At 71.4% G+C, this 14,426-nt stretch carries 14 protein-coding genes; 5 read left to right on the top strand and 9 right to left on the bottom strand.

What is annotated here, in order from left to right; all coding sequences use genetic code 11:
* Nucleotides 1-83: 83 nt before the first annotated feature.
* Nucleotides 84-638, top strand: a complete 555-nt coding sequence (locus J7F03_RS37930; protein ID WP_214957724.1) for a GNAT family N-acetyltransferase — start codon at nucleotides 84-86, stop codon at nucleotides 636-638.
* 71 nt (nucleotides 639-709) lie between these two features.
* On the opposite strand, the gene J7F03_RS37925 is transcribed toward J7F03_RS37930, so the two are convergent.
* From J7F03_RS37925 to J7F03_RS37890, 8 genes are all read right to left on the bottom strand, one after another.
* Nucleotides 710-2,296 (bottom strand): type VI secretion protein, encoded by a 1,587-nt coding sequence (locus J7F03_RS37925; protein ID WP_214957722.1) that lies wholly within the window; start codon nucleotides 2,294-2,296, stop codon nucleotides 710-712.
* Nucleotides 2,297-2,298: 2 nt separating this feature from the next.
* A complete protein-coding gene (locus J7F03_RS37920) occupies nucleotides 2,299-3,714 on the bottom strand; it encodes an ATP-binding protein (protein ID WP_214957721.1) in 1,416 nt (471 codons plus the stop codon).
* A gap of 19 nt (nucleotides 3,715-3,733) precedes the next feature.
* A complete protein-coding gene (locus J7F03_RS37915) occupies nucleotides 3,734-5,296 on the bottom strand; it encodes an SCO6880 family protein (RefSeq protein WP_214957720.1) in 1,563 nt (520 codons plus the stop codon).
* Nucleotides 5,293-6,609: a hypothetical protein gene (locus J7F03_RS37910; RefSeq protein ID WP_214957719.1), complete on the bottom strand. Its 1,317-nt coding sequence runs from the start codon at nucleotides 6,607-6,609 to the stop codon at nucleotides 5,293-5,295. Before J7F03_RS37910 ends, J7F03_RS37915 begins: the two co-directional genes overlap by 4 nt.
* The gene (locus J7F03_RS37905) at nucleotides 6,599-7,432 is read right to left on the bottom strand and encodes a hypothetical protein (protein WP_214957718.1); all 834 of its coding nucleotides are present in this window, start codon (nucleotides 7,430-7,432) and stop codon (nucleotides 6,599-6,601) included. Before J7F03_RS37905 ends, J7F03_RS37910 begins: the two co-directional genes overlap by 11 nt.
* 85 nt (nucleotides 7,433-7,517) lie before the next feature.
* Nucleotides 7,518-7,826, bottom strand: a complete 309-nt coding sequence (locus tag J7F03_RS37900) for a hypothetical protein (RefSeq protein WP_112452163.1) — start codon at nucleotides 7,824-7,826, stop codon at nucleotides 7,518-7,520.
* A gap of 893 nt (nucleotides 7,827-8,719) precedes the next feature.
* Complete coding sequence (locus tag J7F03_RS37895; RefSeq protein ID WP_214957717.1) at nucleotides 8,720-9,007, bottom strand: hypothetical protein; 288 nt, start codon at nucleotides 9,005-9,007, stop codon at nucleotides 8,720-8,722.
* Between the two features lie 171 nt (nucleotides 9,008-9,178).
* Nucleotides 9,179-10,015, bottom strand: a complete 837-nt coding sequence (locus J7F03_RS37890) for a pentapeptide repeat-containing protein (RefSeq protein WP_308380128.1) — start codon at nucleotides 10,013-10,015, stop codon at nucleotides 9,179-9,181.
* A 166-nt stretch (nucleotides 10,016-10,181) separates the two neighbouring features.
* Between J7F03_RS37890 and J7F03_RS37885 the strand changes: the two genes are divergently transcribed.
* From J7F03_RS37885 to J7F03_RS37870, 4 genes are all read left to right on the top strand, one after another.
* Complete coding sequence (locus J7F03_RS37885) at nucleotides 10,182-10,790, top strand: LysE family translocator (RefSeq protein WP_214957714.1); 609 nt, start codon at nucleotides 10,182-10,184, stop codon at nucleotides 10,788-10,790.
* Nucleotides 10,791-10,843: 53 nt separating this feature from the next.
* Entirely contained in the window at nucleotides 10,844-11,659 is an 816-nt protein-coding gene (locus J7F03_RS37880) for a thioesterase family protein (protein WP_214957712.1), read from the top strand.
* Between the two features lie 241 nt (nucleotides 11,660-11,900).
* Nucleotides 11,901-12,917, top strand: a complete 1,017-nt coding sequence (locus J7F03_RS37875; protein ID WP_308380127.1) for a bifunctional lytic transglycosylase/C40 family peptidase — start codon at nucleotides 11,901-11,903, stop codon at nucleotides 12,915-12,917.
* A gap of 202 nt (nucleotides 12,918-13,119) precedes the next feature.
* Nucleotides 13,120-13,833: a phosphatase PAP2 family protein gene (locus J7F03_RS37870; protein WP_214957708.1), complete on the top strand. Its 714-nt coding sequence runs from the start codon at nucleotides 13,120-13,122 to the stop codon at nucleotides 13,831-13,833.
* Between the two features lie 180 nt (nucleotides 13,834-14,013).
* Here J7F03_RS37870 and J7F03_RS37865 read toward each other — a convergent pair whose 3' ends face one another.
* A complete protein-coding gene (locus tag J7F03_RS37865) occupies nucleotides 14,014-14,247 on the bottom strand; it encodes a hypothetical protein (protein ID WP_214957706.1) in 234 nt (77 codons plus the stop codon).
* Between the last annotated feature and the right edge of the window lie 179 nt (nucleotides 14,248-14,426).

Genomic DNA, 14,426 nt, shown 5'->3' with positions numbered 1-14,426 from the left:
GGGGCTTTTCTGCGTTCTGGGGCCTTTGGCGGTGGGAAAACGCAGATGAAGGCTGCCTGGTCTGCTGGCTAGGATCCCGAGGTATGAACGAGCACGTGATACGTCCGGTACGAGCCGACGAGTGGGCGAAGGTGAAGGCGCTGCGGATCGCGGCCCTGAGGGACCCGGCCGCGTCCGTGGCCTTCCTCGAAACCGTCGAGCAGGCCGAGGGCAGGAGCGATGAGTTCTGGCAGGAGCGGACCGCGAGAGCCTCGGTAGGGCGAACGGTCCGGCAGTTCGTCGCCGAGGCACCCGGCGGGGAGTGGAACGGGTCGGTGACCGTCCTCATCGAGGAGGCCGGCACGTCCGACATCTTCGACGGGGCGATCGAGCAGACGCAGGGACACCTCGTGGGCGTATTCGTACGGCCCGGGCAGCGTGGGACGGGGCTCACCGAAGCGCTGTTCGCGGCCGCGCTGGAGTGGGCGTGGTCGCTGGACGAGCCGGCGCTGGAGCGCGTACGGCTCTTCGTGCACGAGGACAACACGAGGGCCGCGGCCTTCTACCGGCGCTTCGGGTTCCAGGCGAGCGGGACGATCGTGCCGATGCCGACCGACCCGTCCGCGAAGGAGCTGGAGTACGTGTTCGCGCGGCCTTAGCGGCCCGAGCCGGTCCGAGCCGCCGCCCGCCCGCTGTCCTGTGTTCCGGGCAGCGGGCGGAGGCGTATGCGCTAGTGGGTGGTGACGGGGAGGTCGGCTTCCGGCCAGCGGGAGCGTGCCTGTTCGCGGCTGCGGCACAGGGCGAGGAGGGGGAGGGTGTCGTCCTGGAGCAGCTGCGGGAGCTGGGGGATCGGGGCTACGGCCGCGATGTCTTCGAAGACGAGTGCCAGTGGTGGGTCGAGCCGACCGCGGGATGACCGTGCGGCCATGCGGCGGCCGTGCTCGACCACGCTGGAGGCGAGTGCGGTCAGCAACGGCATCGCACCCGGGTGGGTACGGGGATCTTCCAGGGGTTCACCCACCACGTAGAGGGTGCCCCCTTCGGACACGAACGATGCGAGGGCGAGCGAATCGTTTCGGTTCGGGGTGCAGGACTCGCGGATGTGGATCGAGGAGAGGGCGCTCAGGGTGCGGGCCGTGAGGTGCTGGGCGAGCTCACGGCGTTCCGGGTGGGCGGTCAGGGCGCTCTCCAGCTCGCCGGCCGCGCCGGGGGCGTCTGTCGCCGCCCGGGGGTGGGTGCGGAGGATGCGGACCGGTTCCTGGGCGTTCGTGCCTTGGGCCCAGCGGTGGAGCTGCTTGAACGGTCGGTCGTCCAGGGCGGCCGCCTGGAGCCAGCTGCGCAGGAGGGTTTCCGCGGTCTCCGCGATCGCGGTGTCCATGCGGGCCTGGGGGCGGACCGGGGCGAGCAGCGCGGTGGCGCGGGCGGCGGCGGTGGCGCGGTCCGCGCAACCTTCAGTGGGGCTCCAGTGGATGCGGGCCGGGGTGTCGCAGAGGTGGGAGGGGTCGTAGAGGAGGACGGGGCCGAGTTTGGCGCGGGCGTCTTTGGTCTGCGACCAGAGGGTGGGGGAGGAGGTGATGACGAGGACGGCGCCGGTCGCTGCCGCGATGGCTTCCGTGGAGGTCTTGTGGCGGGCCTCTGGGGGTGCGTATGCCATGCGGCGGGGTGGGGTGAGGTCTGGGCCCCGCGGGCCGGGCTTATCCGTGGGGGCGTAGCCGAAGCCGTAGCGGTACGCCTCGTCCGTGGGGGATGGTGCGGCGCCGTTGCCGGGGGCTCTGCCCCCGGGCCCCCGCGCTTCGAACGCCGGCGGGGCTGAGATCGGCCGGGCCGGGTCGGGGTGGTGGGGGGCGGGGACCGTGGGTGGGTGCGGGGCCGTAGCCGGGGGCCGGCCCCCGGGCTCCCGCGCCTCGAACTCCGGTGGGGCCGGGTGCTGTGGGGCGGCTGGGGGGCCGGGGTGTCTGCGGCGGGATCTGGCGCGGGCGATGGTGCCCAGGGTGAAGACCGTCAGGACCAGCACGATGAGGAGCTGGCTGATGAAGAGGCCCCAGAACAGGCCCCAGCCCGAGAGGGCCGTGGGGGCGGTGTCCGGCCAGGCCGCCGGGATGTCGTGAGGGTGAGCTGTCAGCGAGCGGACCGCGGTCGGGGTGCGGGTGAAGGTGACAGTGTCCGGCCAGGAGCCCTTGGTGAAGAAGGCCGCCAGGCCGGTGGCCGTCCAGATGAGGACGGCCAGGCCGAGGAGGAAGGCGAGGAGGCCGACCAGCAGGCCGTCCGGGATGCCGCCCTGGGTTCCACCTTGAGTGCGGTCCGTGCGCTCGGGCATCTTCAGGCCACCGTTGTCGCCGAGCCACCGCCGTTGCGGTGACGTTCCATCAGGAGGGCCCGTTCCTCCGCCTCCAGTTCGGCGGCGAGGAGGTCGTCGGGGAGCCGGTGCTGGGCCGAGGACTCGGTCATGGCGCGGTCCGTGTAGACGAGGGGGCGTTCGGCTTCGGTGATCAGGTGTTTGACGACCTGGACGTTGCCGTTGACGTCCCAGACCGCGATGCCGGGGGTGAGGGTCGGGATGATTTCCACCGCCCAGCGGGGCAGGCCCAGGACGCGGCCGGTGGCGCGGGCCTCGTCGGCTTTCTGGGCGTAGATCGTCCGGGTGGAGGCCATCTTGAGGATGGCCGCGGCTTCGCGTGCGGCCGCGCCGTCGACCACGTCGGAGAGGTGGTGGACCACGGCGACGAAGGACAGGCCCAGGCGGCGGCCGAATTTGAGGAGCCGTTGGAACAGCTGGGCCACGAACGGGCTGTTGATGATGTGCCAGGCCTCTTCGACGAGGAAGATGCGCTTCTTTCGGTCCGGGCGGATCCAGGTGTGTTCCAGCCATACGCCGACGATCGCCATCAGGATCGGCATCGCGATGGAGTTGCGGTCGATGTGGGAGAGGTCGAAGACGATCAGGGGGGCGTCGAGGTCGATGCCGACGGTGGTCGGGCCGTCGAACATGCCGCGGAGGTCGCCGTCGACGAGGCGGTCGATGACGAGCGCCACGTCGAGGCCCCACGCCCGGACGTCGTCTATGTCCACGTTCATCGCGAGAGCGGATTCGGGCTCGGGGTGGCGCAGTTGTTCCACGATGTCGGTCAGGACCGGCTGGCGGTCGGTGATGCTCTCGACGACGTAGGCGTGCGCGACCTTCAGCGCGAAGCCCGAGCGCTCGTCGAGGCCGTGGCCCATGGCGACTTCGATGATGGTCCGGAGCAGCGCGAGCTGGCCGGTCGTGGTGATCGCCGGGTCGAGGGGGTTGAGGCGGATCCCGTCGTCGTTGGCGGCGATCGGGTCCAGGCGGATGGGGGTTATTCCCAGCTGCTGGGCGATGAGGTTCCACTCGCCGACGCCGTCCTCGCCCTGGGCGTCCAGGACGACGACCTGGCGGTCCCGGAAGCGGAGCTGGCGTAGGACGTAGGTCTTCTCGAGAGCCGACTTGCCGTTGCCGGATTCTCCCAGGACCAGCCAGTGCGGGGCCGGGAGCTGCTGGCCGTACAGCTGGAAGGGGTCGTAGATGTAGCCCTTGCCGCTGTAGACCTCACGGCCGATGATGACGCCGGAGTCGCCGAGTCCGGGGGCGGCGGTGGGCAGGTAGACGGCCTGGGCCTGGCCGGTGGAGGTGCGTACGGGGAGTCTGGTGGTCTCGACCTTGCCGAACAGGAAGCTGGTGAAGGCGTCCGTCAGGGCGGACATGGGATCTCGCATGGGCGGCCATTCCCTCCAGCTAGCGTCGGATGCCGGTGGCGAACGGCAAGGTGTTGACGAAGGCGCGGTGGTGCTCGCGGTCGCACCACTCGAGCTTCAGGTAGGACTTGCCGGCGGAGGCGCGGATGGTCCGCTTGTCGCGGGCGAGGGCTTCGGGTGAACGCGAGGACACCGTGATGTACCCGACCAGGTTGACTCCGGCCGCACCGCTCGCGAGATCTTCACCCCGCTGGTCGAGCCGGCCGTGGGCGGCGATGTCGCGGGGGTCGACGGTGCGGTTCATTTTCGCGGCGCGGCTGGCGTCGGCCTCGTCGTTGGTCTTCTCGGTGAGCATGCGCTCGATGGCGATCTCGGTGGGCTCCAGGTCCATGGTGACGGCGACGGTGCGGATCACGTCGGGGGTGTGGACGAGGAGCGGGGCGAGGAAGTTGACGCCGACGGGGGTCATCGGCCACTCCTTGACCCAGGCCGTGGCGTGGCACCAGGGGGCGCGGGTGGAGGACTCGCGGGTCTTGGCCTGGAGGTAGGTCGGTTCCACCGCGTCGAGTTCGGCGGGCCAGGCGTTGCGCTTGGTCATGGCCTGGATGTGGTCGATGGGGTGGTCCGGGTCGTACATGGAGTGGACGAGGGAGGACAGCCGGCCTTGGCCCAGGGGCTGGCGGACGCGGATGTCGGCCTCGGCGAGGCGGGCGCAGATGTCGGTGAGTTCGCGGGCCATGACGATGGCGAGACCGGCGTCGCGGTCGAGCTTCCTGCCCTTGTGCGGGGTGGCCGCGCGGGCGATGGTGTGGGCCTCGGCGGCGAGTTCGCGGGTGAAGTGGATGCAGGCGACGAGGTACGCGCGGTGCTGCTCGGAAGAGGTGGACACCATCGACTGGAGCTGGTCGTACGAATCGCGCAGCCAGACGGGGGCGTTGGTGTCGCCGCGCAGGGCGACGTCCTTGTCGTGCGCTTCCGGGTCGGCGGGCAGCGTGCGTACGAGCATCTGCAGGCGGGTGACGAAGCCGTCGCCGTTGGCGACGTGCTTGAGGAGGGTGCCGAAGCGGTCCACGAGGGCCTCTTGGTCCTCGCTGTCGCGCAGGCCGACGCCGGGGCCCTCGATCTCGATGGCGGCGGTGACGGTTCTGCGGTCCGCGTGGAGCAGGACGGCGATCTCGTCGGGGCCGAAGGGGGCGGCGAGCCAGTTGATGCGGCCGATGCCCGGGGGCGGGCCGACCTCGACCTCGCGGCCGTCGGCGGCGCGGATGCCGGCTTCCATGGCGCCCGAGCGGAACGTCGTACCGCGGCGCAGGGTGCGCTTGTAGCTGCGGTTGATCTCGAACCAGCGGTAGAAGGTGCGGCCGCGGTAGGGGACGTAGACGGCGGCGAGGGCGAGCATGGGGAAGCCGGCGAGGGTGACGATGCGCAGGATGAGGGAGGGGACGAGCAGTCCGCTCATCATGCCGAGGAACGCGCCGGCGATGATCAGGGCGATCTCGCCGGTCTCGCGGTTCTTGCCGACGATCGCGTTCGGCCGGGCCCGGCCGATGAGATAAGTGCGGCGGGGCGCGACCGGGTGGAGCTGGTGGGACTGGGTCGTCACCGCCCGTCACCTCCTGTGTTCCTCGTGCTGGAGCCCGTACGGGGCGGGGGTGCGGCGGCCGGGCCGGCGCCGCCGTTTCCGCCGCCGGAGCCGCGGCTGCTGTGCGCGGCCATGCCTCCGGAGATCTGGTTGGCGTCGCCGCCACCGCCGCCGCTCGCGCGGTGGGCGCCGCCACCGCCGCCGCGGCTGCTGTGGGTCTTGATGCCCTGGGAGACGAGGGAGGCCGGGGAGCTGATGACGGCGGCCGCCTGGGCGCCGTCGGTGGCCTTGCTGCGGCTGGTGCGGGCGGAGGCGATCTCGTCGCCGAAGCCGGGTACGAAGCGGTAGATCATCGCGGAGGCGAAGATCGCCAGGAGGATGATGGCGAGGCCGGAGACTACGGCGGAGAAGGCATTGGGTCCCTTTTCGCCCGCCAGAGCCCCGGCGAGGCCGAGGACTATGACGATGACCGGCTTCACGAGGATCACCGCGATCATGATGCCCGCCCAGCGGCGGACGTGGCCCCAGAGGTTGCGGTCGACGAGGCCGGCGTAGACGACGGTGCCGAGCAGGGCGCCGACGTAGAGGAGCGCGGCGCGGATCACGAGCTCGAGGCAGAGGATGCCGGCGGCGACGACAGTGACCAGGGCGACGACGATCAGCATGATCGGGCCGCCGCCGATGTCGTCGCCCTTCTTGAGGGCTTCGGCGAAGGAGCCGAAGAACACGTCGGTCTGGCCGCCGGTGGCGGAGGCGATGACCTCGGTGACGCCGTCGGTGGCGGAGACGACCGTGTAGAGGACGAGGGGGGTGAAGGCGGAGGCGAGGACGGTGAGCCAGAGGAAGCCGATGGCTTCGGACATGGCGGTGGCGAAGGGGACGCCGCGGATGGCTCGTTTGGCGACGGCGAAGAGCCAGAGGACGAGGGTGAGGATGGTGGAGGCGGCGAAGACGATGGCGTACTGCTTGAGGAACGTGCCGTTGGTGAAGTCGACGTTGGCGGTGCCGTTGACCGCCTTGCTGAGCTCGCCGACGATCCAGGCTGCGGCGTCGGCGCAGCCCTTGGCGAGGGAGGAGAGGGGGTTGAGGGCGTCTGTGGGGTCGCTGGGGGCGAGGCCCGTGCGGGGCGTTTGGTTGGCGCCTTCGCCGCGCTCGCAGTAGTCCCGGGCCGGCCCTGCGATCAGCGCGCAGGGGTCCTTGCTCGCACTCGGCGACGGCGTCGGTGTCGGTGTCGGCGCGGCTGCCGCGCGGGCGGCGAGGAGGATGACCGTGGTCTGAACGGCCGCCGCGGCGGCACCGATGCCGCGGAGCGAGAGCCTGCGGCTACCGGGCATAGGTGAAGCCTCCGAATTCGGTGACGGCGCGGCCGATCTCGTCGGAGGTGGAGACCGGGTTGTCGCCCGTGACCGGGGTGGGGCCGTCCATCTGAGCCGTTTCGACGACCTTCCAGTCGGACCCGTTCCACTTGAGCGTCAGCGAGATGGTGAACCAGCCGCTGGTCACAGGGCGGGTGGACTTCTCGCCGGTCAGGCCGAACATGCCGATGCACCAGACGTCGACGGTGGCGGCCGCGCTGGAGAAGTTCTTGACCTTGGCACCGGCCGGCACGGTCCGGCTGACGAACGTGGATCCCGCCGGCGCGACGCCGTCCTTGGTCAGACCGATCTGGGAGAGCATCCCGGCGGAGTAGTCGGCGTCGAACCCGCTCTGGAGCTTGGTCCGCGTGCTCTCGTCAGAGACGGCATCGACGATGGCGTGTCTGCGCGCGGGATTGAACATGCCGTCAGAACCCAGTGCCACCGCGTAGTTCGATGCCGCCGACTGGGCGCCCTGTTCGGTCTGCGCGAAGCCCTTCGGGATGCCCGAGGACTTTCCGTCCACCGGGGATACGCCCGTAACCGTGGTGGGGTTGGTTGTCGGGGGTTTGTCCGAGGCTGGAGGGGTGGGGGAGTGGGACTGGTTCGCGAAGGCGATCGCCGCGATCAGGAGGACCACCACGCCGACGACCGTGATCAGGCCGCGTGAGGCGCGGGGGGTGCGGCGGGGGGTTCCGTACGGGTCCGAGGCGGATTCCGGGAAGCGGGTACGGGTCTGGCCCGTGCCGCCGACCTCGCCGTGGCCCGCGCCGCCGCCACCGTATTGGTCGTCGCTGCTCATTCGGTGTTCGCCCCCTCCGCGTCGTACGACGGTAGCGCTGGTATCCGCGCAGGCGCGGCGTGGTGGTTCCTCATCAGGGCTCTGGCTAGACGGCCATTCCGTACACGATGGTGAAGAGGGTGCCGAGGGAGCCGATGATGAAGACGCCCGTCAGGCCGGCGACGATGAGGCCCTTGCCCTGTTCCGCGCTGAAGGTGTCGCGCAGTGCGGTGGCGCCGATGCGCTGTTTGGCCGCGCCCCAGATGGCGATGCCCAGGCAGAGCAGGATCGCGACGGCCATGACCACCTCGACCATGATCTTCGCTTCGTTGCCGAGACTGCCGAACGGCCCCCAGTTTGGGGCGATTCCGCCGATGATGGTGGTGATGTCGCCTTTTTCGGCTGCCAGGATCATGTAACTCACCGCCCGTGTATGGGTAGTTCCGGTAGCCCGTGCCCGGACGGCAGGGGTCACGCACTATCTTCGCTGATGAAATCGCCGTCGTATGTCGACTTGACGGGTCTCTTTACCCGATCTGTCGCACCTGGTTCCGCTCGTATGCCCTGACCTGGGGTCGGGCGGCGTGTGGGGGAAAGAACGTATGGTCACTCTGTGTATCACGAGGGGTGACCGCGGGCAATGATTGCCGTCTCGCCGTACGGGGCGCCCGGCGAGGGGCCGCCGTTCGGCGCAACGGGTGTGCGTGTCGTTCGACCATCCCGATGACATGTGTCCGACGTTCCGTCAGTCGTTCCATCCCGGTGCGTTGTTGCGCGGGATGCTCCTCCTCGTTCGGTCCGGGTACGGGTACGGGTGCGCGAGGAGGGGGCTGCGGATGGGTTGCTTCACCGGGGCCGGGCGGCGGGCGGCGCCGGCGGCCGGGGGCGGGTGTTCGGGGCCGCGCGGGCCGAAGGGTGACCGGGAGTCGAAGGGCGACCGCGGGCCGGCCGGTCCGTGCGTCGACTTGGACTCGGTCAAGGCCCAGGGCGGCCAGGAGCTCAGTGCCGCCCTGAGCGAGGGGCGGGCGTACATCGGCCGGCGGACCGTGAACGGGGCGGCGGTCGGCGCGTACCTGGAAGGACCTCACCACGCGGGCGCATCCGGTTTCCCCAGGATGCTTGCGGGGTTTCCGTCACCTACACCGGCTTCCGGGTGTACGTGAAGGTGCTGACGGCGGGCGGTGACGTCTCCGAGATCTTCTGCGACTATTCGGCCGCGGGTGTCGTCCGCCCGCTCGGCCGCGGCCGCCAGGGTGTTCGGCCTGTCCGGCTGTCCGGCTGTCCGGGCTCGGATGTCGGGTGAGGGGGTTACGGGACGTAGATGTTCGAGGTGAACGGGGCGAACCGGGTGTCGCCGGGGTGGATGACGCCGACGATCGGCCCGGTGCACCAGCGGCCGCCGGTGATGAAGACGGGGTTGCCGGTGTGGTTCGCGACCGCGGCGGGGCCGTTGTGCGTGATGCAGCCGGCCGGCTCGTGGATCGGGGAGCCGTTGATGACCAGTTCGCCTGAGGACGCGTACGCGGAGCCGCCGATGCCGAGGAACAGTGTGGCGGCGGCCGCGAGGGTGCCGAGGGTCGTGGTCAGTCGTCGCATGGTGGGAAACCTCCAGTGGGACCGGCCGATGACGATCATCTTCCGGTTGCGTGGCTCACCGTATTGGCTCAATCGCCGAGCGTCACGCCCGTAGAGGGGCGTGTGGATGCGCGAGGGGCGCACATGTGTCCGGCGAGCGCCGTCCGGCCGGTACGGAGCCCCGCGCGGGCTCTACGGGAGCCAGTGCGCGGGGCGGGTGAGGGAGGCCGGGAGGCGCGTCGCGGCGTTGCCCCGGGCCGCGTTGAGCTGGGGCTGGGTGAGGAAGAGGGCGCCCTGCAGGTCGGCGCCCCGCAGGTCGGCGTCGCGGAAGTCCGCGCCGATCAGGTCGGCCGTGCGCAGGTCGGCGCCGCTGAGGTCGGCGGCGATCAGGTAGGCGCCGCGGAGGTTCGCGCCGCGCAGGTCCGCGCCGGAGAGGCGGGCGCCCATGAGGTCGGCGCCGCGGTGGTTCTTCTTGCGGCCCGCCACCTTGGCCCGTACGAGCTCGCTGGCCTTCAGCAGGAGGGTGTTGGCCTCCTGGCGCAGGGGGGCGATGTCGAAGCCCGCGAGGGCCTGCGGGGTCGCCTCGGTCCACCGGGTGGTGTCGCTCAGCGCGGTGCGCAGGTCCGCGTGGAGCGGGCGGGCGGCGGGGAGGGTGAGGGCCTCGGCGAGGTAGAAGAGCAGCTCGTGCAGCTGCCGCATCACCGGGAAGACCTCGAACATGGCGCCGGCCGTGTCGGGGTGGGCGCGCCAGTCGCGGCCGCCGAAGGTGACCTGGGAGACCTGCTGGCCCGCGCCGAAGCAGTCGAAGACGGTGCAGCCCTGGAAGCCGGAGTCGCGCAGGCGGGTGTGGATGCCGCAGCGGAAGTCCTGCCGGAGGTTCTTGCAGGGGGTGCCGGCGGGCTTGTTCGCGGCGAAGTCGGTGGACTTGGCGAAGGGCAGGGCGACGCAGCAGAGGGCGAAGCAGTTCGCGCAGTCCGCCTGCAGGACGGGGAGCGGGGCGGGGAGCGGGGCGGGGGAAGGATCGGGCACGTCGACATTGTCCCCCGGTGGGTGGGATGGGGTGGCCGGGGAGTGCCCGCGGAGTGCCGGCGGGCTGCCGGCGGGCTGCCGGCGGGCTGCCGGCGGGCTGCCGGCGGAGTACCGGGATGCGGGAAAGGCCTTGATCGCGGAGCGGGGGGCGGCAAGCATTCGGGGTATGACCGAAGTGATCGCAGTGGCCGTCATCACCTTCCTCGCCGTCATCAGTCCGGGCGCGGACTTCGCCATGGTCGTCCGCAACAGCTACCTCTACGGGCGGCCCACCGGCTTGTTCGCGGCCGCCGGGGTCGCGGCCGGCGTGCTGGTGCACGTCTCGTACACGATGCTCGGGGTCGGTCTGCTGATCGCCTCCTCCGCCGAGCTGTTCACGGTGATCAAGCTCGCGGGAGCCGCGTACCTGGTGTGGGTCGGGGTCCGGACCTTCCGGGCGCGGGCCGAGCTGACGGTGGACCTGGAGACGAAGGCCGGGCTGACGCCCCTCGGGGCGTTGCGGACCGGATTCCTGACCAATGTGCTCAATCCGAAGACCACGCTGTTCGTCGTGTCCACCTTCACCCAGGTGGTCGGGCCGGAGACCGCGGTGTGGCAGCAGGCCGGGTACGGGCTGTTCATGTCGGCGGCGCACCTGGGCTGGTTCGCCGCCGTGGCGCTGTTCTTCTCCAACTCCCGCCTGCGCGACCGGATGCTGAAGGCGCAGAAGGCGCTGAACCGGGCCATCGGCTCGGTGCTGGTGGGTCTCGGGGTGGGGCTGGGCTTCGCGCGCTGAGTGGGGGCGGAGGGTCTGGCGCAGCGGGGTTACCTGTCGGTAGCGTGGCCGGTATGGGTGCCGAGAGTGCTGCCGAGAGTGATGTCGAGGGGTTCTACGAGCGGGTCGACGCCGGGCGGTTCCGGTCCACCGCCCATACGCGCGGGCCGTGGGACCCCGGCTCGCAGCACGCCGGTCCGCCGGCGGCGCTGCTCGGGCGGGCGATCGAGGAACGGCCGGGCGCGCGAGAGGACATGCGGATCGCCCGGATCACCTACGAGATCCTGCGCCCGGTGCCGATCGGCCCGCTGGAGCTGACGACCAGTGTGCTCCGGGCCGGCCGGAGCACCGAGGTCGTCGAGGCCGCGCTCGCCCCGGCCGGGGCCGCGCCCGTGATGCTGGCGCGCGCCCTGCGGATCCGGGTGGCGCAGGAGCCCGTACCGGCCGTGGTGCCCGGGCCGGAGCTGCCGCCGCCCGGGGAGGTGGGGGTGACCCCGTTCTTCCCGGTGCCGTGGGAGAGGGGCTACCACGCGGCGGTGGAGACGCGCTTCACCGAGGGCGCCTTCGTCGAACTGGGGCCGGGAACCTGCTGGATGCGGATGAAGGTGCCGCTCGTGGCCGGGGAGGAGACCCGGCCGCTGGACCGCGTGCTGGTCGCCGCGGACTCGGGCAACGGCATCAGTTCCGTCATGGACTTCGGGCGCTACGTCTTCGTCAACGGCGACCTCACCGTCCACCTGCACCGCCATCCGGTGGGCGAGTGGGTGTGCGTGGAGGCCCGTACGAGCGTGGACGGGGGCGGCATCGGACTCGCCGATGCCCGCCTGCACGACGAGAAGGGCCCGATCGGGCGGAGCGCGCAGAGCCTCTTCGTGGCGCCCCGGGGCTAGCCCGTCCGGCCGGGCCGGGGGTCGGGGGCGGTCGGGGGCGCGTTCGCCCCGGGGCCTTGGTCCGTACGGGATCCGGGCGGGCGGCGCGTGCTCCCGTGGCGCGGAAGCCCCCCGGGGCGGCGCACCGGAGCGCACGGGAGCCCTGCGCGTACGGGTTTCTACGGCGGCCCCGGAACGGGATGATTCGACACGGGGTGGCGGGAGTCCTTGGAAAAGCCGTTCGATGGGGGAAGGTTGGCGGGTGCGCAGACTCTGGGTGGTCGGTGGAATCAGCTTCGGGGCGTGCCTGTGCTTTCTCGCCCTGCTGGTGGTCGGTACGTACTCGGCGGCCGCGGGCATCGCGAGCGGCGGCGGCCGTGCCGTGGGACTCGCGAAGGGGGCCGTGCCGGGGAAGTACCAGTCCCTCGTGCAGAAGTGGGGCAATCTCTGCCCGACGCTCACCCCGGCGGTGCTGGCGGCCCAGCTCTACTCGGAGAGCGGCTGGAATCCGGGTGCGGTGAGCCCGGCCGACGCGCGGGGCATCGCGCAGTTCATCCCGGGCACCTGGGCGACGCACGGCATCGACGGTGACGGCGACGGGGACCGCGACATCTGGGATCCCAACGACGCGATCCCGTCCGCGGCCTCGTACGACTGCGAGTTGGCGCGGTACGTGGGCAAGGTGCCCGGGGATGCCGTCAAGAACATGCTGGCCGCCTACAACGCCGGTCCCGGCGCGGTGACGCAGTATCAGGGCGTCCCGCCATTCCGGGAGACGCAGGGCTACGTGAAGACCATCACGACCCTGGCCAAGAGCTTCGAGGCGCCGGTCGGGAGGGTCGCGCCCTCGCAGCAGGCCGCCGGGGCCATCTACTTCGCGCAGAAGCAGTTGGGGACGCCGTACCTGTGGGGCGGGAACGGGACGCCCGACCAGGACGGGCGGTTCGACTGCTCGGGGCTGACCAAGGCCGCGTACGAGTCGGTGGGGATCGACCTGCCCCGGGTGGCGAACGACCAGTACAACGCGGGGCCGCATCCCTCGCGGGCCGAACTGCTGCCGGGCGACCTGGTGTTCTTCTCCGATGATCTGACGAACTCGCGGGAGATCCGGCACGTCGGGCTCTACGTGGGCGGCGGATACATGATCAACGCCCCGTTCACCGGCGCCGTGATCCGCTTCGACAAGATCGACACGCCCGACTACTTCGGCGCGACCCGCGTGACCAAGGATGGCGCGGAGGCGCTGCCGAGGCGCGAAACCGCCGGTAACACAACGTGAACCAAGGGCCCTGAGCTGCAACGATGAGTCACTCTTCGATAACGTTGAGGTGATCATTCGGTGGAGAGTGGAACGTAGTCGCCAGAACGGGCGTTCCATGGGCACGGGGACAGAAGCACCGGACTGATCACCGGGGGGAGCAGGGACGCACGCAGGAGTGCGTCCGCGGGGTACCAAGGCAAGGGCAAGGGGCCGCATCACCATGGCTGGACTCACAACTGGTGGGCCGAACGTGGATGTAAGCCTGCTGTACGGGATCAACGGCCTGACCCGGCACACCCCGGGCTGGCTGGACCGGGCGGTCTCCGTCATCGGCGAGTACGGGATCCTGCTCGCCCTCGTGCTCCTGGTGCTGTGGTGCTGGCGCGGAGCGCGCCGGCAGGACGAGGCCGCGGCCGTCGAGTCCTTCGCCGCGCTCGTGTGGGCTCCGCTCGCCGCCGGGGCCGCGCTGCTCCTGAACATCCCGCTGCGGGAGTTCGTGGCCCGGCCGCGGCCGGCCCAGCAGCACGGCGGGGTCGAGGTGCTGGATCCCGGCGCCGGGATCGGACACAGCCCCTTCTCCTTCGTCAGCGACCACACCACCCTCGCGATGGCGCTGGGCGTCGGCCTGTTCATCGCCCACCGCAAGCTCGGCTTCGTCGGGATCGGGCTGGCCCTGCTGGAGGGCTTCACCCGGGTCTACACGGGCATCCACTACCCGACCGACGTCATCGGCGGACTCGCGCTGGGCACGGCGGTGGTGCTGCTGCTCGCCCCGCTCGCGATGGCGCTGCTGACCCCGGTGGTGCGGGCGGTCGCCCGGTCCCCGCGGCTGGGCGTACTGGTCCGGGCCGGAGGGCGCGCGCTGCCCCGGCCGGTGGACCTCGCGCAGGCCCCGCCGGCGGTGCGCGGCCACGAGAGCGACCTCGCCGCCTGACGGCGCGGTACCCGGCCGTCCGGCGCGGCCGGACAGCGGTACGCCGCCTGCCGCGCCGGAGCGTGCCGGACCGTCAGCCGACGGCGTAGGAGTTCCACACGGACAGGACCACGGCCGCCAGCAGGCACAGCGCGGCGCCCCCGAAGCACAGCCGCACCGCCGCCGGGCGGGAGCGCGGGGTCACGGGTCGCCGCCGTCGGTGCCCTCGGCGGCCTGCGCGTCGTCGCGGCGGTAGCGGGAGCGCAGCCACAGGCCGGTGGCTGCGGCCGCGGTGGTGGTGACCCCGATGGCCAGGGCCACGTCGGCCGGCCCGTCCGCCGTGCCGACCGGTCTGGCCCAGGCCGTGGCGGCCGGGGCGAGCGCGATGAACAGTGCCCAGAGGAGGGCGGCGAGGCGGGGCGCGGGTCCGGGCATGAGTCAAGGGCATCCGCTCCCGGACCCGTCGGCCAGCCGGGCCGTCCGAACGGGCGACCCGGCGCCCGTGCGGCGCTGGTCAGGTGCGGTGCCGGGTGGTGCCGGTCACGGCCCTAGGCGAAGTGGCGCCTGGCCCGCTCCACTTTGACGACAGCCCTTAGCTTGGTCTTTAACGTCCG

Origin of the sequence: Streptomyces sp. ISL-43 (genome assembly GCF_018614195.1) — a bacterium.
GTDB lineage: Bacteria > Actinomycetota > Actinomycetes > Streptomycetales > Streptomycetaceae > Streptomyces.
Note: the sequence above shows the minus strand (reverse complement) of the source record. Positions and strands in the feature narration are given on the sequence as shown.

What these genes read in the sequence shown, in the direction of transcription:
- J7F03_RS37930 (WP_214957724.1), top strand. Translation starts at nt 84, where the DNA reads ATGAACGAGCACGTGATACGTCCGGTACGAGCCGACGAGTGGGCGAAG.
- J7F03_RS37925 (WP_214957722.1), bottom strand. Translation starts at nt 2,296, where the DNA reads ATGCCCGAGCGCACGGACCGCACTCAAGGTGGAACCCAGGGCGGCATC.
- J7F03_RS37920 (WP_214957721.1), bottom strand. Translation starts at nt 3,714, where the DNA reads ATGCGAGATCCCATGTCCGCCCTGACGGACGCCTTCACCAGCTTCCTG.
- J7F03_RS37910 (WP_214957719.1), bottom strand. Translation starts at nt 6,609, where the DNA reads ATGCCCGGTAGCCGCAGGCTCTCGCTCCGCGGCATCGGTGCCGCCGCG.
- J7F03_RS37905 (WP_214957718.1), bottom strand. Translation starts at nt 7,432, where the DNA reads ATGAGCAGCGACGACCAATACGGTGGCGGCGGCGCGGGCCACGGCGAG.
- J7F03_RS37900 (WP_112452163.1), bottom strand. Translation starts at nt 7,826, where the DNA reads ATGATCCTGGCAGCCGAAAAAGGCGACATCACCACCATCATCGGCGGA.
- J7F03_RS37895 (WP_214957717.1), bottom strand. Translation starts at nt 9,007, where the DNA reads ATGCGACGACTGACCACGACCCTCGGCACCCTCGCGGCCGCCGCCACA.
- J7F03_RS37885 (WP_214957714.1), top strand. Translation starts at nt 10,182, where the DNA reads ATGACCGAAGTGATCGCAGTGGCCGTCATCACCTTCCTCGCCGTCATC.
- J7F03_RS37880 (WP_214957712.1), top strand. Translation starts at nt 10,844, where the DNA reads ATGGGTGCCGAGAGTGCTGCCGAGAGTGATGTCGAGGGGTTCTACGAG.
- J7F03_RS37870 (WP_214957708.1), top strand. Translation starts at nt 13,120, where the DNA reads ATGGCTGGACTCACAACTGGTGGGCCGAACGTGGATGTAAGCCTGCTG.
- J7F03_RS37865 (WP_214957706.1), bottom strand. Translation starts at nt 14,247, where the DNA reads ATGCCCGGACCCGCGCCCCGCCTCGCCGCCCTCCTCTGGGCACTGTTC.